The organism is Vibrio sp. YYF0003, assembly GCF_036350715.1.
GTDB classification, from domain to species: domain Bacteria; phylum Pseudomonadota; class Gammaproteobacteria; order Enterobacterales; family Vibrionaceae; genus Vibrio; species Vibrio natriegens.
Genome location: NZ_JAZDWA010000002.1, coordinates 351364 through 373029 on the forward strand (window position 1 = coordinate 351364; position 21666 = coordinate 373029).

General features: G+C 45.4%; 15 protein-coding genes. All 15 read left to right on the forward strand.

Annotated elements, in window-relative coordinates; genetic code table 11:
* The first annotated feature begins 90 nt into the window (after nt 1-90).
* The 15 genes from V1U08_RS08090 (at nt 91) to V1U08_RS08160 (ending at nt 21635) form a co-directional block, all read left to right on the forward strand.
* Nucleotides 91-675 carry a DUF4255 domain-containing protein gene (locus V1U08_RS08090; protein ID WP_330470372.1) on the forward strand — a complete coding sequence of 195 codons (585 nt, stop codon included), beginning with the start codon at nt 91-93 and terminating at the stop codon, nt 673-675.
* The gene (locus V1U08_RS08095) at nt 675-1481 is read left to right on the forward strand and encodes a hypothetical protein (protein WP_330470373.1); all 807 of its coding nucleotides are present in this window, start codon (nt 675-677) and stop codon (nt 1479-1481) included. The genes V1U08_RS08090 and V1U08_RS08095 overlap by 1 nt, the downstream gene beginning before the upstream one ends.
* 226 nt (nt 1482-1707) lie before the next feature.
* Nucleotides 1708-3261 carry a phage tail sheath family protein gene (locus V1U08_RS08100; RefSeq protein WP_014231708.1) on the forward strand — a complete coding sequence of 518 codons (1554 nt, stop codon included), beginning with the start codon at nt 1708-1710 and terminating at the stop codon, nt 3259-3261.
* An 82-nt stretch (nt 3262-3343) separates the two neighbouring features.
* Nucleotides 3344-3823, forward strand: coding sequence for a phage tail protein (locus V1U08_RS08105; protein ID WP_014231707.1), 480 nt, complete (start codon nt 3344-3346; stop codon nt 3821-3823).
* A gap of 85 nt (nt 3824-3908) precedes the next feature.
* Nucleotides 3909-4352, forward strand: a complete 444-nt coding sequence (locus V1U08_RS08110) for a phage tail protein (RefSeq protein ID WP_330470374.1) — start codon at nt 3909-3911, stop codon at nt 4350-4352.
* A gap of 22 nt (nt 4353-4374) precedes the next feature.
* Nucleotides 4375-4581, forward strand: coding sequence for a hypothetical protein (locus V1U08_RS08115; RefSeq protein WP_330470375.1), 207 nt, complete (start codon nt 4375-4377; stop codon nt 4579-4581).
* Between the two features lie 2 nt (nt 4582-4583).
* Nucleotides 4584-5249 (forward strand): CIS tube protein, encoded by a 666-nt coding sequence (locus tag V1U08_RS08120; protein WP_065296770.1) that lies wholly within the window; start codon nt 4584-4586, stop codon nt 5247-5249.
* Nucleotides 5250-5261: 12 nt separating this feature from the next.
* Nucleotides 5262-7055 carry a type VI secretion system tip protein VgrG gene (gene vgrG / locus V1U08_RS08125; RefSeq protein WP_330470376.1) on the forward strand — a complete coding sequence of 598 codons (1794 nt, stop codon included), beginning with the start codon at nt 5262-5264 and terminating at the stop codon, nt 7053-7055.
* 25 nt (nt 7056-7080) lie between these two features.
* Entirely contained in the window at nt 7081-7380 is a 300-nt protein-coding gene (locus V1U08_RS08130; protein ID WP_330470377.1) for a PAAR domain-containing protein, read from the forward strand.
* A 24-nt stretch (nt 7381-7404) separates the two neighbouring features.
* Nucleotides 7405-7854 (forward strand): GPW/gp25 family protein, encoded by a 450-nt coding sequence (locus V1U08_RS08135; RefSeq protein WP_020333193.1) that lies wholly within the window; start codon nt 7405-7407, stop codon nt 7852-7854.
* Nucleotides 7851-11891, forward strand: coding sequence for a hypothetical protein (locus tag V1U08_RS08140; RefSeq protein ID WP_330470378.1), 4041 nt, complete (start codon nt 7851-7853; stop codon nt 11889-11891). Before V1U08_RS08135 ends, V1U08_RS08140 begins: the two co-directional genes overlap by 4 nt.
* A 2-nt stretch (nt 11892-11893) precedes the next feature.
* Nucleotides 11894-12721 (forward strand): hypothetical protein, encoded by an 828-nt coding sequence (locus V1U08_RS08145; protein ID WP_330470379.1) that lies wholly within the window; start codon nt 11894-11896, stop codon nt 12719-12721.
* 2 nt (nt 12722-12723) lie between these two features.
* Entirely contained in the window at nt 12724-15093 is a 2370-nt protein-coding gene (locus tag V1U08_RS08150) for a hypothetical protein (protein ID WP_330470380.1), read from the forward strand.
* Complete coding sequence (locus V1U08_RS08155) at nt 15090-18893, forward strand: contractile injection system tape measure protein (protein WP_330470381.1); 3804 nt, start codon at nt 15090-15092, stop codon at nt 18891-18893. The genes V1U08_RS08150 and V1U08_RS08155 overlap by 4 nt, the downstream gene beginning before the upstream one ends.
* A 12-nt stretch (nt 18894-18905) precedes the next feature.
* Nucleotides 18906-21635 (forward strand): hypothetical protein, encoded by a 2730-nt coding sequence (locus V1U08_RS08160; RefSeq protein WP_330470382.1) that lies wholly within the window; start codon nt 18906-18908, stop codon nt 21633-21635.
* Nucleotides 21636-21666: the final 31 nt, after the last annotated feature.

A 21666-nucleotide genomic window follows, 5' to 3' on the forward strand; every position in this document is an offset into this window, starting at 1 on the left:
ACATCTAAGCCCCACAAAGAATTTGTTTAACTTGCACAACAATCCAATTAAATCTAGCTAAACTAAGTTTTAACCGAGAGTGAGAAACCTATGTTAGATAGCTGTCTTGAGTACCTGTGCGAACGCATGAATCAGTCAATAAACTCTGCTTTTGATCTGTCAGACAACTTAGTCATTGTGGCTTCCCCTTCTGATATTAATAAGCAAAGTAATGGCTCTAATGAAAATAAAGTGCTTATTTTTATTAGCGGCCTGGAAAGAGATCCCTTTTCCAAGGGAGGAAATATCGCCGCTTTCCAGCCCACTTCTCGATCCGCAATATCGAACAAGCCTCTATTCTTAGCCGTTTCCGTGGTGGTAGCTGCAAACTTCTCTGCATCCAATTACACTGATGGCTTAAAAATATTGTCTCATTTGCTGGCATTTTTTAATCGAAACCCGTTATTCAATCGACAGAACTCCCCCGACATGCCTGAGTTTGTCGAACAAATCGCGATGGAAATGGCGACTCTCACCGAAACAAACTTGAGCCATATGTGGAGCATGCTTGGTTCCCATTACCTGCCTTCATGCGTCTATCAGGTACGTGTTGCGATCCCGAACAGCGAAGCGGTATTGCTACAATCTGGGCCGTTAAATTTCGTCAAATCTAACTTAAAAAAACGGGAGCAATAATGTCGAATTACGTTCCCTATATTGCTCTCTCGGTCAATCATGAGTACTTTTCTAACAGCCGTATGAGTGTACCTGTTGATGTGGTTCCGACAAACGATACGATTCAATGGCTTAAGCATCACTACATGTTTTTAAAGCCTACACTTGGTGGATTATATGTTGTTGCAGACATAGACATGTTGAAAGAGATCTCTCCACCTGACTCTCCTGCGTTATTGCAATTTAAAGTATTCAGTAAAGACCCACTATTTCGTAATTATACCGATATTCCATTGTCCACACCGATGTCGGTTGCACTATTCGAGATGCATTTAGGTAGTGAGTCGCCTCTTTCGGTGTCTCCCAAACAATGGTTGACCGCTGAAGATATTATCAGCGTTGATCAATACGCTGCTATTTCAGAATTTGAATTAAGTCAAAACCTTGTCGGAATAATAAATCTGACCATTAATGACGACTATTTTTATAATGAAAACAGACAAGTAATATTAAATTACAGCCACACTTACGCTTATTGGCAGTATTATTTTTTCACTGACAATGAGTCGAAGGAATATCAAATTATCGATTCCAACGGCGAACTTACATTTAAAAGTATCGGGATACAGCATCTCAATCATAAGCCTTGCCTAGTGTTCCGCTCCAATACCTCGCTGCCCGTTTTGCACCGTTCTGATTTGACACTTCAACTCAAAGCCAACCATAAAATCATTTACCGTCGTCTCGCCGCCGCCAGCCCCGCTCACATTGAAATTGAAACAGTCGATAATCAACCTCAACGACTGTGCCATATTTTTTTGGCCTAGCGATAAAAACTGTTTTTAAATTGAAAACAGTGATTTACATTCCAAATAAATCTTAATGATACAAAAATCAGTTTGCACATCTAATATTAATTTAAATGCAGTGCATTTTGTTTACTACATTATTTATTAGTAACTGCCTCGCTATGACAGCAGTACTGGGTGAAGTATTACTCTGCTAATCGCGAGCATTTGGTAACCATTCAATTCTCACTTAAAGGATTTAACTATGGTTGTAATGAAAACACCGGGCGTTTACATAGTTGAGAAAAATGCCTTCCCCAATTCTGTTGTCGAGGTCGCTACTGCTGTGCCAGCGTTTATTGGCTATACAGAGAAAGCTGAAAATGGCGGAAAATCGCTGAGTAAAGTACCCTGGCGCATCACTTCGATGTCAGAGTTTCGCCAGTACTTCGGTGGCGCGCCGTTACCAACCTTTGAGATCAGTGAAGCTGGTGATGATGCGAGTGCTGCGGTCGCTTTCAGCCAACAAGGTACGGCTTATCAGATAAAGCAATCGAATACACGCTATACGCTCTATCACAATATGCTATTTTTCTTTCAAAATGGCGGTGGGCCTTGCTATATCGTATCGGTTGGAGGCTACAGTGACGACCTCGACCCAGGCGTTTTAAAAGGGGGAATTGACCCGCTGATTAAAGAGCCTGAGGCTACCATGCTCGTGATCCCTGAAAGTGTGCAACTGGCAGAAGATGCGTGCATTAATGTCCAGCAAGCCATGCTTGGTCATTGTGGTGGTAAGATGAAAAATAGAGTCGCGATACTCGATATCTGGGAAGGATTTAAAGATCGTCAGGATCCAAGTGGTGACTGTATAGAAAACTTCCGTTCTAAACTTGGTATTAATTATCTGGATTATTCCTCGGCATACTACCCTTGGCTCAATACTTCCATCGTGCAGGACAGTGATGTTAACTTCCATAACATCAGCAACTTAGATAAGCTTTCTGAATTACTCACCAATGAAGTCAACGAGGCATTCAAAGATCTTGATGGCCTTTCCGATGATGAGCTAAACAGCGGCAGTAATAAACTTCGCGTGACTCGAAAACAGCAGATGCTTGATGAAATTGCCAAGCTCGCGACAGACTTACCTGATCAAGAACAGGTACTGCTTAATAAGGTACTACAAACCATCAGCCCGCTTTACCAAACCATCATGAAGGAAGTGAAGCACCAACAGAACATACTTCCTCCAGCGGCGGCAATGGCTGGTATCTATACCATGGTCGATAATTCAAGAGGGGTATGGAAAGCACCTGCTAACGTCAGCCTAAACGCCGTTGTCTCTCCAACGGTTAATATCAGCGATGACGAACAAGAAGATCTCAACGTTACTACTCAGGGTAAATCCATTAACGCGATTCGACCATTTGTTGGTGAAGGCACCTTAGTTTGGGGTGGACGCACACTTGATGGTAACAGCCTTGACTGGCGATACATTAACGTTCGTCGAACCATGATTATGCTTGAAGAATCTATCAAACTTGCCTCAAAGGCTTATGTTTTTGAGCCGAATGTCTCCAGTACCTGGGTATCGATGGAAAGCATGATTGGTAACTTCCTATACGGCATTTGGAAACGCGGCGGTCTGGCGGGTGCGTCCCCTGGCGAGGCATACAGCGTTAGCGTCGGGCTGGGTAAAACAATGACCGGTGACGATATTCTAGAAGGTATTTTGAGAATTACAGTGTTGGTAGCCATCAGTCGTCCGGCTGAATTCATTGAGATTACCTTCCAGCAAAAAATGCAAGAATCATAATTACTTAGTACTCAAAAGCGCAGAAGGCTTTTAGCCGTAGTCCTTCGTAACTTTATGAACGAATTGTAGAAAGGAGACTACCATGGCAGATGATGGTTCAGCTCAATCAGAAACCGTATGGCCGATGCCCAAATTCCATTTTGAAGTCAAATGGGATGGTGGTGCTGGTGCCGACGCAAGTATGGTCGCCGCATTCCAGGAAGTATCGGGTCTGGATACCGAAGCCCAACCAATTGAATACCGCGCAGGCAACAGCAAAGTGTTCTCGACGATCAAGATGCCGGGGCTAGTGAAAACCAGTAACGTCACTTTGAAAAAAGGCATTTTTAAGAGTGATAACAAGTTCTATGACTGGTTTAGTAAGATCCAAATGAACACCATTGCTCGAACCGCCGTCACCATCAACTTACTTGATCAAGATAGTGGTGTGGTGATGAGCTGGAAGCTTAAAAATGCGTGGCCAACAAAAGTAACAGGCACCGACTTGAAATCCGACGGTAATGAGGTTGCCGTAGAAACCATAGAACTGGCACATGAAGGGTTAGAAATCACAACCTCATAGTGCAACTCATTGGCTTGGTTATCGTGCTTGATGCGTTAACCAAGCCAGTTTGTGGCATACAAAGCGTTATTGGAGATCAGAGCTTATGGCAGATGAATGGCCCCTACCCGCGTTTTACTTCAGCGTAGTGATCGGTAACAACCAAGATGATTCTGCGTTTCAGGAAATCTCTGGTTTAGAAGCTCAAATAGATACCGAAGACTATCAGGAAGGCGGCAATAATCTGGTCTATCACCTACCTAAAGTGATCAAACACTCTAACCTGACGCTAAAGCGGGGTATCGCTGATTCCAGTTCGGCATTGGTGAAATGGTGTCAGGACACGCTTGAAGCACAACTGTCCAAAGCAATCGTCCCAAAAACGGTCTCGGTCCGATTGCTTGATGAAAAAGGCTCTCCATGCCGGGTATGGGTTCTCTATAACGCCTACCCCGTTAAATGGCGAGTTGAAGGGTTCAGCTCGACGAAAAATGACGTTGCGATTGAAGAAGTTGAGATCTGTTACAGCAGAGCAAGCCGCACAAAATAGCCGTTCAAGAGGTGACTAACGTATGCCTACAGAAATCAAACAAATGTCGATTCGTTCCAATGTCACGACTGAAGAAAAAGAATCATCGAAACAAAAAAAGGAGCACCAATGTGACGGCGCGGATAAAGGCACAGGAGCTCTCTCCGAGGTTTCTTCTCAACACACGGCGCAATTCCAAACCATAAAATGGATGCACCGTAAACTCCAACAAGAAAACAGAGAGCGATAAGCATGGTCGATAAGCTAAAAATTGAGTCGATTGCAGCTTCCGGTAATACCGCAACCACTTTTAATGCCATGCTTAATCCAAATTCCATCAAGCAGGATTATGGCATTGGATATACCGACGACCCTTGCAAACACCGACAATCTCAGGGCGATATAGCGCCGACAGTGCAGTTTCAGGGATACCAAAGTGAGAAACTCAGTTTTGAAATAATGATCGATGCTACGGGTGTGGTTGAGTATAAAAAAGGAAAGTCCGTTCAAGACCAACTGACTCTGCTTCGGAAAGTGATCTACGACTATAACGGAAAGCAGCACGAACCGAACCCTGTCAAAATCAGTTGGGGCACGGCGCTTAGCTTTCGTGGACGCCTCACGTCCATGTCTGTCTCTTACGTACTTTTTGATTCGAGTGGTGTTCCTTTACGCGCAACCGCTACCCTAGACTTTACTCAATTTCTCACTGAGCAAGAGAAAGAAGCACTTGCCAAAAAGTCCTCCCCCGATCTGACTCATCATGTCGTTTTTAAAGCGGGTGACACCTTACCGGGACTTTGCCATCAAATTTACAAAGACAGCTCCTACTATTCCAAAGTGGCGGCATACAACCAATTACCCAGTGTGCGAAACATTGCCCCTGGGACCAAGCTCTACTTTCCACCTCTGAGCTAAAAGTGAGGCGACATGGCAGCATCTCCCACCGAGACTAATAGTGACATTGTCACGTTAAGCATCAAATCAAATGGCAATGTCATTGAGAGTTCAATTGGCATTATCTCGGTCAATGTTTTTTATCAGGTAAACCATATTGCCTATGCAGAGCTTGAGATCCGTGACGGAGACATCGCTGATCAAACTTTTGAAGTCAGCTCAGGAAACACATTTAAGCCAGGGTCAACGATCACCATTGATGCCGGCTACGGTACGGAAGACGAAACCATCTTCGAAGGCGTGGTGACCAATCATGCTATTCGCATCAGCGAAAACAACCAAACCACACTCAATGTGACTTGCAAAGATCAAGCGGTCGCCATGACGATAGCGAGAAAAAGCCAATGCTATTTGAAGCAAAAAGACAGCGACATCATTAATTCTCTGATTAGCAACTACTCAAGTATCACGGCTGATAGCGTAGACAGTACGTCTGTTGAACACGACGAACTGGTTCAGTTTAACTGCAGTGACTGGGACTTTATGCTGACTCGTGCTGAAGCAAATGGCTTGGTGGTAGCAAACCAGCAAAACAAACTTTCGGTAGAGGCTCCTTCCGTCAGTGATCCTGCGGCACTTGTCGTTACCTATGGCACTGACCTGATCAATTTCTGTGCGGAAGTAGACGCACGTTATCAATTTAGTAGTGTAACCAGTACCGCCTGGGACCCCAGTACACAGGCAATGCTATCGCAACAATCTGCAGCGACCGAGATTAGTAATCAGGGGAATTTATCAGCCAGCGAACTGGCAAACGTGCTAGGTATTAGTGAATATCGAATGCAAACCTCAGCCAGTTACACCCAGGACAGCCTGACTAACTGGGCAAAAGGACAGCGTGCGAAGTCGATGCTTGCCAAAGTACGTGGCACTGTCACGTTTCAAGGTAATGCAAAGGCGCAAATTAATAGTCTTATCGAGTTAGCAGGCGTTGGCGATCGATTCAACGGCTCTCACTATATCGGCGCGGTACATCACAGAATCGAGCAAGGTCAGTGGCTAACAACCGTTGACTTGGGGCTTGCTCCGGTATGGTCTGCAGAGCATCGTGACCTCGGTGCCCCACCCGCCTCGGGATGGCTTCCTCCCGTGGACGGTTTACAGATCGGCGTAGTAACTCAGCTCAATGAAGACCCAGAAACCCAATATCGAATCAAAGTAAAAGTACCCGCATTAGGTGATACCAATAACGAGGTTTGGGCAAGGCTTTCCAGTTACTACGCGACTAACGAAAGTGGCAACTTTTTTATTCCGGAAATCGACGACGAGGTCGTGCTCGGTTACATCAACCAAGATCCTGGCCAGCCAATCATTCTCGGCAGTTTGTACAGCAGTAAAAAAGCGATGCCCTATGAGCTCACCCAAGAGAACTACACCAAAGCGATAGTGACTAAAAACAAACTCAAAATAGAGTTCGACGATGACAAAAAGGTCATCACCATCACTACGCCCGGTGAAAATTCGATCACCATTAGTGACGATGAAAAGTCCATTATGCTCGCCGATCAAAACAGCAATACCGTCACTTTAGACGACAGCGGAATCACGTTGGATTCTCCTAAAGACATAACCATTTCGGCAGGCGGAAACATTTCGTTGAAATCAACTGGTGATACCAGTATCGAAGCTACAGGAGACACCAACATAAAGGGAATGAACGTTTCAGCAGACGCCACCACTTCGTTAACGGCCAAAGGCTCTGCCAGTGCGGAACTGTCTGCTTCAGGGAATACCACCATTAAAGGCGCAATCGTCAATATCAATTAACGACTGATTTAAAGAGGACATCAACATGCCACCAGCAGCAAGAATTACCGATATGCACGTATGTCCAATGGCCACGCCAGGCGTTCCTCCCGTTCCCCATGTCGGAGGTCCGGTGATTGGGCCTGGCGTACCCACGGTGTTGATCGGGAAAATACCCGCCTCGGTCGTTGGTGATTCATGCACATGTGTCGGCCCCCCATCCACCATAATAAAGGGTTCGGCGACCGTGGTGATTGGCGGAAAACCCGCAGCAAGAATTGGTGACAGTACAAACCACGGTGGCAATGTTGCGATGGGTTGCTTCACAGTGATCATTGGCGGTTAGTTTTCAATGTAAAGGGACTGGATTATGGACAGAGACAATGGATTCTTGGGGACTGGTTGGGCGTTTCCTCCCACCTTTACCTCCGACAACTGCTCGGTCGAACTGTGTAGTAACGAAAAAGACATCAAACAGAGTCTTGCGATCCTCCTTTCTACCTCACCCGGCGAACGCCTGATGCACCCTGAGTTTGGGTGCCGAATTAACCGTTTTGTTTTTGCTGAACTAACAAAAACAACATTGACTGAAATGGAATACGAGATTCGGCAGTCGATATTGCTGTTTGAATCACGTATTGACCTGGATTCGTTAACGCTGACGCCCGTTCCGCTAAACGGGAAAATAATGATTGAGCTTGATTATCAGATAGTCACCACCAACACGCGAGACAACATGGTGTATCCGTTTTATCTGCAAGAAGGCACCCTCGTTAGCCCTGACCTTCTGCCTGATCTCGGTTCGGGAGATGCTTTATGACGCAACAAAACGAACGAGGTAACGTTGCACTTAGCCCTCACTTCTTTCAGCCCTACGAGCTCAGCTTCGAACAGCTCATCCTATGGGCGAAAAAGTTTGCCGAGCTTGTCCCTTATATGGATGAGAACAAGCAGGTAAAAGGGAATTGGAGTGCGATGTTTGAACAAAATGAATTGGTGGTTTGTGCTGCAATACTAAGCATGGATGAAGCAGCATTAAAACGTCAGTTCAAACAAGCACAGTGTCTGGATGAAGAGCAAACGCTAGAATTTATTCTTCACCTTTTTACTGTGTTAAACAGCTGGTACCGACACTTACCGAGCACACCAGAAATAAGCTACGAGTTAAAACTTCGCCTGCTCAACCGCTATCAGGCTCAACTTAATGCCCCATTACAACAACTATTTAATTGCACGCCCAAAAACCTCATCAATAAATACGAGCATCTCGACCCTTTGTGGAAACTATCTGATTCATCCCAGAGCGAAAAACAAGCGGCTCAATTAACCAACATCAAAGAGGAAGCACAACATTGTCTGTCTAAGATTCTGGTGTTGATTGAGTCCTTAAAACAAGACTGCCGTGAAACCTTCGAACAATCTCTGCATCATGGTGAGCACCCTCCACAGCTTGCTCTGTTTCTCAGCTTCTTAAAACTTTTTAAGCGTGCTCAAAACAAAATTAATCAGTTTACTCATAAACATCTTCTGTTTTATTACCAAGACGTTTTGAACCAGTATCCGCAAAGTGCAGAGGAAGCGCCTGTCTTTCTCAAATTATCTCAAAGCAAAGCGAGCAAGACGCCCGTGATCATCAACAAAGGGCAAGCCTTCACTCCCGGCAATACAGCAACGTTTGAGCCGATAGAATTTCGCACCAACTACGCCATGTCAGTGACCGATGCGGAAGTGAAAAAGGCGTTCGGTTTTACACTTCGCCGTGATCCTCTGATTTCTCCAGAGAAAGAGCTCGGTTTTAATTCTGGTATTAGTCGTCAGAAAATTGAGCTAAATCCGATGCAGACAGGTGCTCAAAGTGACAATACCCAAGCTTTCAAGATGTTTGGTAGCCACCAGATTGATGATAACAGCCTTGAGAAGCATCTTGGACTGGTGATTTCAGACCCAATACTCTCTTTGGCTGAAGGTCATCGAGAGCTCACTTTGCAATTTCAACTTCAAGAAGTGGGCAATGGCATTGTGTATCAAAGATTATCTCAGCTCTATATCGAACATGATCAGGAACGCTCGTTGCCGCAAGAGTCCAGTAAGCTTAGAGATGCGCTTGAAGCCGTTGTTAATGAAATCGTTTTATTGCAAGTGCCTGTGATTGGAAGTTGGCTGTACGAAATACAAAGCAAAGCGCTTGTCGACAAAGTTAACGACGATAGGATTTTGCAGTTGGCCGACAGAGAACCGACTCAGCAACTTCGCGCGGTGTATCGCGGTGTATTACTCGCGCTGCTAGAGGAAGTCGCGTCAAAACCCACCCAAAATCTCCACTCCATGGAGCAAAAAGAGCGATTTTTCCGCGTGCTTGGACAGTTAGTCTCACGTTACGCACTAAATCACGTTGAGTGGCTATCAGAAGAAGACATTAACAAGATCAAGTCACTGACTGAGCAGCTGATTGACGAGCATGTTCTCGATGAGTCGGTCAACGCGACGGTAAACTTACTGCTCGGTTATTCGCGTATTCAGACCTTTTACCAATTATTTGAAGATATATTTGATGTCGCCATTTCCACTGAAGAAGGATGGCAGCTCGTCGATTGTGCTCAGATCATTCCGATTGAAAATGACAGCGACTTTACCATGGGGTTTGGTCTACATATCCAGCTTGAACCGGGTTTCCCCGCGACAAAAGTGCCTACCCCAGCCATTCACAACTCGAAATGGAATTTTACTGCGCCAGCATTAAAGCTGTGCTTAAAAGCGCAGAGTAATTGCTTCCCCTACACTATCTTCCGCGATTTTGAATTCACCCAGCTTTTGATGGAATGCCGTGTAAAAGGAGCAACACAAGTACAGCTGTTTAATCAGGATGGGCAGGCCGATCCAAGCCGCCCCTTCTTGCCTCTTGGTGCCCAACCTAAAGATGGCTCCTACTTGGTTGTCGCAAGCAAAGAATTCGCCATCAAGCATCTCAAGCAGCTCACTTATCACCTCGATTGGTCTGGATTACCACAGGGAAGTGATGGGTTCCGTGACCACTACAATGAGTATCCTTTCCCTTATCGAAACCATAGTTTCAAAGTGGTAACTGAAGTACTAAATAACGGGCGCTGGGATACGACAGATGATGGCCCACAAAGTTTGTTTTCACCGCAAGAAGGCGCATTGGATCGCGAGAATATTTTAACGTTTGGCAATATCAGTAACAGCTATACGCCAACGACTCAAACGTGGCCCCAGACACCATACAGCCCTCAGTCAAATATTCGTAATGGTCTGTTTAAGATCACCCTGGTGACACCTATGGATGCTTTTGGGCACGATCAATATGGATTGCTTTTGAGTAAGACACTGACGGCGAATGCAAAGTCGAAAAAACAGCAACCTTTGCCAAAAGCGCCATACACCCCGATGTTAAACCGTCTGTCGATTAACTACGTAGCCAGACACAAAGTCGAGCTGGGTGATATGACGACGAAAACCCAGTGTCGAATGATCCACCTCCACCCATTTGGTGAAGTGGAAATCTATCCACGAAACGAAAAACACAAGTTCGCTTATCCTCGCATCCTGGCTCACTACAAAGAAGACAGTCACTTGTTTATCGGCTTAACGGCGTCAGAGCTCTCAGGCTACCTCAATCTTTATTTTCTGCTTGGTGATAAAGCAAAGATGTTGACGCCTTATCCGTCTACGGAATATCAGTGGTATTACCTTGTGGGCGAACAATGGGTCGAACTTCCGGCAAAACACATCATTCATGACACAACGCACCGATTTTTGACGTCCGGCATCATCACGTTGGATATTCCGGATGCTATCAATACCGAGCACAATATTATGCCGTCGGATTTATATTGGCTTAGAGTCAGTACAAACCAAGGCGTTGATCAATATCCAAAATGTTACCAAATTGCAACGCACGTCATTCAAGTGGAAGGCGGACGAAATGCAGAACCGCAAACACCACCCTTTGCGTCCTGGCAGTGTCTGAATAAGCCTGCGAATCTGGGTGCCACTACGCAACTCACTCCAATACAACAATTAAAACCAGATGAGAATTTTGATCATTGGGTCACGAGAACCAGTGAGCATCTACGACATAAAGGAAAAGCAATAACCCCATGGGACTATGAGCGCCTGGTGTTGGAACAGTTTCCGGATATCGACGCCGTAAACTGTTTCGCAGCTAAACAATTTGACTCTAACTCGCACAAGCCAGGGCATGTTTTGCTCACGGTTATTCCGGTGCACAACGACTGCAATCACAACCCTTGTCAGCAGCGTTACATTGACTCAACCACGCTTATCGCAATACGTGATTACCTCAGTACGATTGCCCGCGCCCACACTCAAATTGATGTCCGCAACCCCGGATATGAAACGCTACAAGTTCGCTGTTCTGTAACGTTCACTGAAGGTACCCACCATGGATTAGCGTTACGTCAGTTGGAGTACGCCATCATGCAGACGCTTTGCCCCTGGAACAGCGAAGGTATGAACATGGGTTTGGGATGGCAGTTATCGCTGTCAAAATTAGCCGCATTCATCGGTAAACAAAAACAGGTGACCAGCGTCAGTGGTCTGTCAGTACTTAAAATAAGCCATCATTCAACCAGCAAGTATCACTTACAAGACAGCGCACGTACTGAAGAACCCATCGGCGCAGAACTTCCATGGTATTTATTGGTGCCATCTCAGCACCATTTCATCACCATTGCGCCCAAGCATCAGCAAGCGGCACCGGTTCCTGCCGGTGTAGGAGACCTTGTTATCGGCGAAGAGTTCATCATCAACACTCAGCCCCAATCATCACATAACGGTGAAGAGACTCCTGTTCAGTATCATAAGGGGACGGATTAACTATGCCAAAACGCAATAGAAGTACACTCAAAAACTTTTTCCAACCCGGAAATATGCCCTCTGCGGAGCATTTCGCGGACTTGATCGACTCCTGCGTCAATCAGGTTGAAGATGGATTTGAGAAACCGCCTGCAACTGGCTTGCAATTGACCGCTTTAGATCAGGAGCACTTGCTGAGTTTTTATCAGCAAAGTGATCGCAATACTGCCCTTTGGCACGTAGGTTTAGCCGCGAAGACCACCAACTTGCATTTTAAGGCTAACCCACTCGCCAATGTTACGGATTCAGATAAGAATGACGCTCCCGAAACCAATTTGACGCTAACTCCGAGTGGTAATGTCGGGATAAAAACCGAAACGCCAGAACACGAGCTCGATGTAAAAGGCACCGTTTCTTCACAAGGCCGACGCGGAACAGAAACGGTCGACGCTCTAATTCCTGCTGACGGGAAATGGCACGACATCACGGATACGTTAGAGGGTTGCCAAATGCTTGAAGTAGTCGCGGGCATTGGCATCCGACACACTGGCCGATATGCGATGCTCCACGCGATCGCCATTAATACATGCGCGCCGAATCACTGGTGGTGGCAATGGCGAAGAAAAAATCCAATAAAGGCGCAACACGCATTCTTTCGCTCTCCTGCGGACAAGTTAAAACTGAGGTGGCTGCATGAAACTGAGAAAGGAACGAAGCGACCTTATCGACTGCAAATTCGAACCAACACCAGTTATGGAGATAACCGATATATCCGCTATCACATCACGAAATTATGGGATGACGACTACATGACCAATTGCGAGATTGTCCAAGAGGATAAACAGGCCTGATTATGTCAGTGACCATATCGAAGCAAGAACATCAAAACGACCCGGATAAGTTTGAACGCTTGTTCCAGCTTGGTATTACCTATATCCAACAATTAGGTGGCAAAGTCTGGACAGACTACAACACCCACGATCCTGGCGTCACCATTCTGGAACAGGTCTGTTTTGCGCTTACCGATATTATCTATCGCAGTGATTTTGCCGTATGCGATCTCTTGGCGGACGATTACGGTCGCATTGATTATCCGTATTACGGGTTGGCTCGTCCCGATGAGGTTTTGTCTGCCCCGCCTCAAATACCGAGCGAATATCAGGACTTTATTGTCAGAACAACGCCGCAACTGGAGCAAGTTTGGTTTCAAAGCTCAGAACAGTACCCACACTTGGGCCTTTATCAGATTTCCGGGTTATTACAACGTTTCTTTCGACGCCAGCAACGCGCTTTGCAAACCAAGGGCGAGGATTCCAATCCGGAAAAAAACGACCCTACCATACAGAGTATTCTTCAAACCTACCATCAGATAAGAGGATTAGGTGAAGATATCGAAGAAGTAAATGTTATTGGAGAAACTTGCATTCATCTGGCAGCCACTATCGAGATAAGTAATGATGGAGTCGATGCAAATCAGATAGCCGCTAACATCTATTATCAGTGCGCGCATTGGTTGAGGCAAAGAACCAACGGAGACTTAAGTGAGCTTGAAGATCTAATTCTAAGCAGTGCCAGCATTCAACAAGTGAGAGGTATCAGGTTCGAAGCCGAAACACACCCAGATGAACCCATCGTGGCCATATCAGAGATACCTGAGTACGCCAGTTTAATCATGCCAGAAGCCGATTCAGATATTCGCCTTGAGGTTGTACAAAACCAACATCTCGTCGCTCTTGACGTTGCCGATGTGGTCATTCAAATTGAGCAACAATTGCAGCAGCAAACCATACAGCGTCAGCATTTAACGACAGCAATGCCACTCCCATCCGGTCATCATCGCGATCTCAGTAGCTACGACTCCATCCAAACCTTATTCCCGCGAAACTATCAATTGGCCACAAAAACCAATACTGGCTACGATCCAAAATCTCAGGCACAACGTCATCAATTGCGCAGTTACCTGTTGCTGTTTGATCAATTGATGGCCAATTTTTGTGAGGATCTGACAAAGCTGCCCGAGTTGTTTTCTACTTCATTGAGTCAACCAACCAGCTACCATGTCCACACGCTGACGCCTCAAGAATTCAACGATATCAACAGCCATTACCCTGCCGACGCAAAGTCGAAACTGCAAGCGCTGCAATCCGAGTTTGATAATTTTCCGGAGCGTAAAGGTCGAATCTACGATTACCTGATCGCACTTTATGGCGAACAGTACCCCGATATGCTTCATCGTGCGTTTACCCCATATTGTAGAGAGCATGATATTGATTGGCTGTTGCTAGAACACAAACAGCGATTTATTCGCAACATCGCAACCATTAGTAATCAGCGCGGTTTGGGTAATAACTTGCTTAACCCGAGTCACACCGGCGGATACCAACAAAGGTTATCGATTCTGCTCGGCATGAACGCCTTGAACAATGAAGATGAGGGGGCAAACCTCAATATCAGTCGCTACCTTTTGAATATCGTCACTGACGAAGACTATCTAAGCAGCGATATGGGACAAAAAGCGGTTTTCGAACTTAAAGAAACCGTATTACCCAATCTCGAAACGCTACCGGAAAGCCAAGAGAAAATATCACTTTCTACTCAGCAAAAACGTCAAATTCGCGCTTCGGTCTACGCGTTAAATGCTCAAACGTTACCTGAATCGCTGTTGCAATTTGGCATCGATAATCAACGCTACCGGATACTCAAACGCGCAAGAACGGGTGACTACCGACTCTTCTTTGACATAGGAACAAACGAAGAGAAACGTTGGCTATACATAGGGCGTTACAACCACAAACAAAAGCTGATACGTTTTTGCCATTGGTTGCAAGCGTGGCTGGTCGAAATCAATCAGCAGACAGAAACGCTGCACGTGGTGGAGCCAATCACACTCCGCCATCCCGAGAGCGACATTGAATCGCTGGCCAATCAGGTCTGCGTAGTTATGCCGGGATTCACCGCCCGTCACCGCAGTCCTTTGTTCCGACAACAAGTGGCGCAACTGATCAGAACGAATACTCCGGCTCATCTCTGCGTTCACTTAATGTGGCTAAATTTCAATGCCTTTTCTGAGTTTGAAAATCTGTATCACGCATGGAGAAAACAAAAAGCCTTAACCATCCAACTAAATAGTAATGAGGATAAGCAACAATGCGATGAGATGGCGAAGAACCTGTTAACGTTCCTGCAAAAACCAGATGCCGCGCAGGAGGCGCTAATCTTATGATCAAAGCAGACAAAATAGCGTCGAAACCTGAAACTCAAACCCACTTGTTCAAACAAGTAGAGCTTGATATCGAGTTTGATAACGCGGTCGATGCAGAACAGTTTGAAGCGGAGGCGTATCAATGGCTAATAAACGATCTTCTGCCTTCTATGGATGAACTTCTTAACCAGATTTGCTCACCGGATATCGTTATTTGCATTGATAAGATTGAGCTCGATACAGGCGATATTTCGAGTACAAGCCTACGCCCTGCCCTGAAAACGCAGATCTTAAAGCAGCTGTACCAAGAGCTTTACCGAAAGACGAGCTTGGATGCTTCGGCCAAGATGCGAAAATCGAACATTCACATGTCGAAGAACCAAGTCAGTGAAAGTATCGAGAACGGCGCTAACCAACATGAACTAGATGACTATCGCTGGCAACAAGCGTGGCATTTTATCGAAACAGGACAACTCTCCTGGCCGTTTAAATATCAACAGCAACTGTCCGAAACCGGGGTAATAGAGGCTCTGCTCAACGCTCCAGACCGCATAAACAATGCTCTCGAGTTCTCGGATAACTCTGAAACCCTCTGTTTAAGATTGGCAATGCAACTTCCTGAGCAATCATTAGCGCAACTCTTACCGCTATTAAGCCATAAAAACCGTCTCGCGGTAATGATTGCGTTACTGGAAACAGGTGGCATTAACCATGATTCAGGCCTGAAAACCCAGCTCTCCAATCACTGGAACCAATATGTTGATACCGCGATTTCGAACCGTAACTTGTCTGCATTGCTACCGCATTGGGATAGACTCATGGCGCGATACGCATCGAGTATTCTTTTTGCTTTGGGTAAACACAGCAAAGACCCACGTTTACCCCTACTTTTGATCCAGTCACTCGACGAAAATAGACGTTTCTCTTTACTAGAACGTTTAGAGCCATTGCATTATCCATTTTTAGCCCAACTCTTATCTCGCCCTCAGCTATGGCTGCCTGCTAAAAATTCTGCCCCTGCAACCACTTCAAAAGCCGTTTATTCTGCCGTATCAAACCAACAAGTGACGCTGCAACTGTGGCACTTCACTTTCCATTACGTACTGGTCGAGCGTGGCAGCCACTTCAATAAACAGCAGTACATGAAAAGCGTGATCGTAAAAATGGCCGCCATGCATAACCTCAAAGCATCGGCGTTATTTTCAGATCTTCGTAACAGGCTCCAGATGACCGATATCGATAGTGCGCTAAGACAGCAAATGATGAAATTACTGGATGCTATAGAACCTGACATTGTCCGCGTTAACGCAGACAAAACATCACCTAGCGATACAGATAAAGCGGCATACGAAACCCAAATCTCATGGCATACACTTGCTCAAGACCACACGCGAGTTTCAACCAACACAAGTAAATCAGACTCGCTAAATGCCCTCTTACTGATCCTCCAACATGGAGATGAAAGAAGTCTGCTCCGCGCATTACCTGACGAACGTCGCTTTATCAAAGGATTATTGTTTTGGATTGGGCAACTCGCCGCCGTACGCCAGCATTGGAGCGAACACTATTCCGATGCCACTCTATTTCGATTCATCGACATTATCGAACCACGAGCAAACGAAGTGGTTCACGACATCATTTCCAACCGTCATCATCTAGAGAGGACGATCATAACGGAAACTGAGTCAAAGCCAGTTGAAGACCATGCTCTACGCAGCAGCTTGTGGCAATTTACCCTCAGCTATTTGCTGGTTGAGCGTGGCAGTGAGTTTAATAAACGCAGTTACTTGTTGTCCCTAACTCATCAAATTGCTTCGCACCGAAATATACACCACCTCGACTTGGTTCAATCGCTGCTGTCTTCGTTAAATACTCAAACTAATTACCGGCTCGTGCAGTCGTTACGTTCTCTTTTACCCGCATTGAAGAGTACCAATCACAATTTGTCTTTAGAGACTCCACAAGATGCAGATACTCCTCTTCAGGCTAACCAACACTGGTTAAACAGCGTTATTTCGAGCCACATAAATGTTCCTGTTGAAGTGATTCAGGCTCTGGCAGACGGGAAGCCCGAACAGTGGCAACGGCTATTGAAAACTGCGCTTTCTTCTCTCGATGCTAAATCACTTACGGCGGTGATTATTAAGTTAAGCCAGTCAAACAAGATAAGAAAACGGTGGATTCAACACTTTGACGAGCAAACGCTTTTCCAGTTACTCACTCTGGCGAATAAAGACTTATCAACCGTTGCGTTTGATGTTCTCTCTATCCGCTCATGGATAGCAGATTCGATTCATGAACTGACTCATCATTCAAAAACCAGCATCAGGTCATCGATTGATAGACTAATTTGGGCGTGGGTATGGGATGCGTCGCTAACTCAGACAGGGCTATCCTTCTCAGCAGAAACGGCACTGCGTTCCATTCTTTTAACATTGAGCAATCACTTCCAAATAGAAGTCACACAACTTGCTCATACAATGGTGAACAAAGGTAAACACAATTCTGAACGGCTCAATGGCTCTCGAATAACGAACGGCAACATTCAAGCTGTGCTTGAACAGGTGTTAATGGAACGAACATCTGGAACCGATATTTCTTCGTCTCAACATTTCCGTGCGCATTCGGCATCGAGCACACAAAACGACACAATCGCGCACATTACGAATTGGGATTTTCTGCAATCGAGTCAAATTGATGAAACCAAGTTAGAACTGGCACTGAATCTCGATCATCACGCATTATGGACGCATCTATCTGCGGAGCTACTCAATCCAGAAAAGCTCGCGAGTTGGATAGACGGACTGACCGACCACTATCACTTTCAAGTATTCGCAAAACAATACACAAATTTCGTGCCCGTCATGGTTAGCCTATATCAGACGTTTTCTGTGTTGATGGGAAATACACAAAAATGGAAACAGGTATTTTGGCGTGTCATCTATCACCGTTTGTTGCTTCAGGGAATAACAGCAAGTGCGGTTCAATTGCTGCATGTAGTGCTCAACGACCTCACTGCTTATCCAGTCATTATGGATAAACTCGAAGACGATGATAAAAGTGACAAGACAAAACAGTTAGCAGAGAAACTAAACTTATCCCGCCAATCAACACTCTTCCCGCTGTTAGAAGAGATAAGTCGCAACACCTTGCCTTTGAAGTTAACAGCCCCAGTTCCACCAGCCGGTCTCGACCGTTCACAACCGCAAGTTCAACGTCTCTATAACTCAATAGAAAACGTAGCTGAACCAAGCCGTTCAGAGAGGAAAAGCAAGCCGTTATTGTGGAAAGATCCAAATGAAAAAGAGAACAAAAAATCAGAGCCCATAAGCATCAATAATGCAGGCTTAGTGCTCGCGTCCACTTATATCCCCACTTTGTTTCAACGACTCAACCTCACGGACGGAAAAGTCTTCGTCAGTGAGAAAGCTAAATACCAAGCGCTGTTTTGTCTGCAGTATTTGGTTGATGGTCGAAGCGAAGCACCTGAGTACTTGCTGCCACTAAATAAGATTTTATGTGGCATACCGATAAGTACTCCTATCCCCAGCCAAGTGGATTTACCAAGTGAGGCTATTTCGATAATTGATGGTCTGCTCAATGCAATTATTAGTCACTGGAACTCGCTTGGTTCAACTTCGATAGAAGGCTTGAGAACAACATTTATACAACGTGAAGGCCAACTATTAGACGAAGAAAAACAGTGGCAACTTAGTGTAATTCCCGGTGCATTTGACATGCTGTTAGACCAAATTCCCTGGAGCTTCCAAACCATCAAATTCCCATGGATGGACAAACCTCTGTTTGTCACGTGGCGGTGAGGATAATTTATCATGAATGATTTCTTCCTGAACCTGATTCATAGTCATCATCTAATCAACCACGGCCGCACTGTGCTGCGCTGGCTACTAGTCGCCACAATAATCTGGGTGTCCTTTTTATCGGTGTCGGCACAAGCTCCATCGGCATCGACTTCCGCCTACAGTTGCAGCGGCCAATTGCCAACCAAAGATTCCCGTTATAACGGGCGTATCATTCAGCAGCAATTGAAGGTGATTTACCAGCCTGACGCGACTTATCAGGCGGCATTAAAGTCCAATGGAAGACGGTTAACCGACGGCATTTTTGGCCCAGTGACTCGCCAGTGGCTGATTAATTTTTGTAATGATTTCAACGTGTCGGATACCGTAAGTGAAACCTCCGGCAGCAGTTCAGATTTTGTTGACACAACGCTGAAAGATCTGGCACGTGCGGCAGAAATTAGTGCCGTATTCCCGAACTGGAGAGACAGTGTAGACTCAGGAGAACTGCTAACTTTGAGTTCATCACAACTGGCTGAGCTCTTAGCGCCAGATCTGATTCCCGGCTCTACTGGTTCTTCATCGTCAGGCTCTCAAGCCAATATACCAAGCTATTACTACCAACTGACTGATAATGACCTCAACAGACAAGCGACGCTCACTGCACTCACCGCCTTAGGAAAGCAGCAGTTCTCACAAAGAAACGAACTCTATAACCAGTTAGTGACGCTTATTGATCAGCTTGATGTTACGTTCAACCCAGCATTGGACCTTAACAGCTTTATTCAATCTCAGAGTATTGACCAAGCAACACAAAGTAATAGTGAAACCGAAAGCACCACCACATCCCAAACCAGCAAAAATAGTGACGCTACAGAGTCTGGATCAAATTCCGAGACAACAACAGGCTCCGGTTCTAGTTCTAGTTCTAGTTCTAGTTCTAGTTCTAGTTCTAGTACAAGCTCAACGTCCAGTTCTACGCCTAGTTCAAGCTCCAATACTGATTCAACGGCTTCTTCTGCTTCAGATTCAAATAGCAGCTCTACAGAAAGTTCAACAACATCTGACGGTGAAAGCGACAGTGACACCAGCCCACAAACGGCTGATGATGGAAAGAGTGTGACAGAAAGCAGCACCACTGCGACAACGAAAACCACCGCGCCTTTGATAACCTGGCAGCTAGACAGCGATGCCCTTGCAACCGCATTGCAAAAGCAAAACATCTACGTCGTACCTGCAAGTCTGCAAAAACTACTTGAGCCTATTGCTAATCAGGTTTTCGCCAGCGAGTATTTGATGCAAGCGGCAATGACGCTTGAAGGTATAGATACTTCGTCGAGCGACGCCGAGAATGTACTCAAAGTAGCCTATAAATCCGGGCTTGCTCCTGATACGAGTACACCAGTGGTCTGGGAAGCACCTGCGAGTTGTGGTTGTCAGGACAGTCGCGACTCCATTTTTAACGATGCAACTTTCTATGGCTTTTTTCCATACTGGTATCAATCCGAAGAACAGCAAGTCATCAATTTTAGTCAGCTTGACCGCATCGGCTTTTTTGGCGCTGTCGCAAAACCAAGCAGTAGTGGCAGCTTGTTAGTTCTTCCACCTAACTGGAAAACAGAACCCGAAAATACCCAATTTATTCGATTAGCTCATCGCTATCGCAGCGAGGTTGATCTTGTCGTTACGACGCCAAGAGACTTAACTTTAGTCTCACTAATAGAACTTTTGGACAAACCGTTAATCGACCAGCTGGTCGATGCCATTGCTCAACCCCTCGACAGCTCAATCATAAATAGAATGAAACCAATTATGACATTGGGTATGGAGTCAATTCCTAGCATCGCGGATGGTATTACTCTTGATGTTGACTTATCAGTCCTCAAAACCTCGCTAAGCCAACAACAATTTATTACCTTCGTCCGCACACTTAAACTTGCTCTGCTTAAGAAAGAAGGTTCCAATATCACAAATATTGAAGATGTGACAGCGTCATCAAGTGACCGTTATTTTCTTAACGTCATCATATCTGCCAACAAAGTTCTCAATTCAGAGTCTGGCGGCTTCTATAAATTTGATAATCTTAACGCACTCGCTGAAGTGACAAACCTGCTGATCGTGCGACCTGAGGTCAAAAGGAACAGCAACACCGCCACATCTGAAATTGCGAAGCAAGAATTAACTCAAATACAAGAAATCCATCACTGGTTAAGCAACCAAAGCGATCAGCTCGCGGTCGAAAAACTGTTTAAACAGATTGTTCCTATGCTCATTACTGAATTTAACCGTAACTCAGAAATCGAGCTAACACAGCTACTTCGCCTTTCAAGCTGGAGCTTTATCGGTGCGGCTTACCAGCCTATCCCACTGAATGACCTAAGCCAGCAATTGGTAGACGATACCTTTTATCCAAAAACTTCGTCACTACCATCCATGTTCGCTGCATTACAAGAGCAGATTCTGGTTGTGATGGACTGGATCTGTCCAAACCGATGGTTATTACGCACGATACTGTTTGTTGTCTTTATTGGTATTGCCGCCGTACTCATCATCAGCAACTGGTATTACGAACTCAGAAAATACCTCGTTCAACTGCCATTCGTCCTTCTCTGTATCGGCTCTCTGGCTGCATTAATGTTGGTGTTTGTCGCAGACCCATACTTTAAAGCCTATCAAGTTCCGATATTACTTGGATTTATGGCATTAATTATATGGATATTGTTGGTGGTCAGATGGCTGACAATGGAAGGGGATAAGCCTTAAAGCTTTAGAATTAGATTGTAAACTAGTTGCT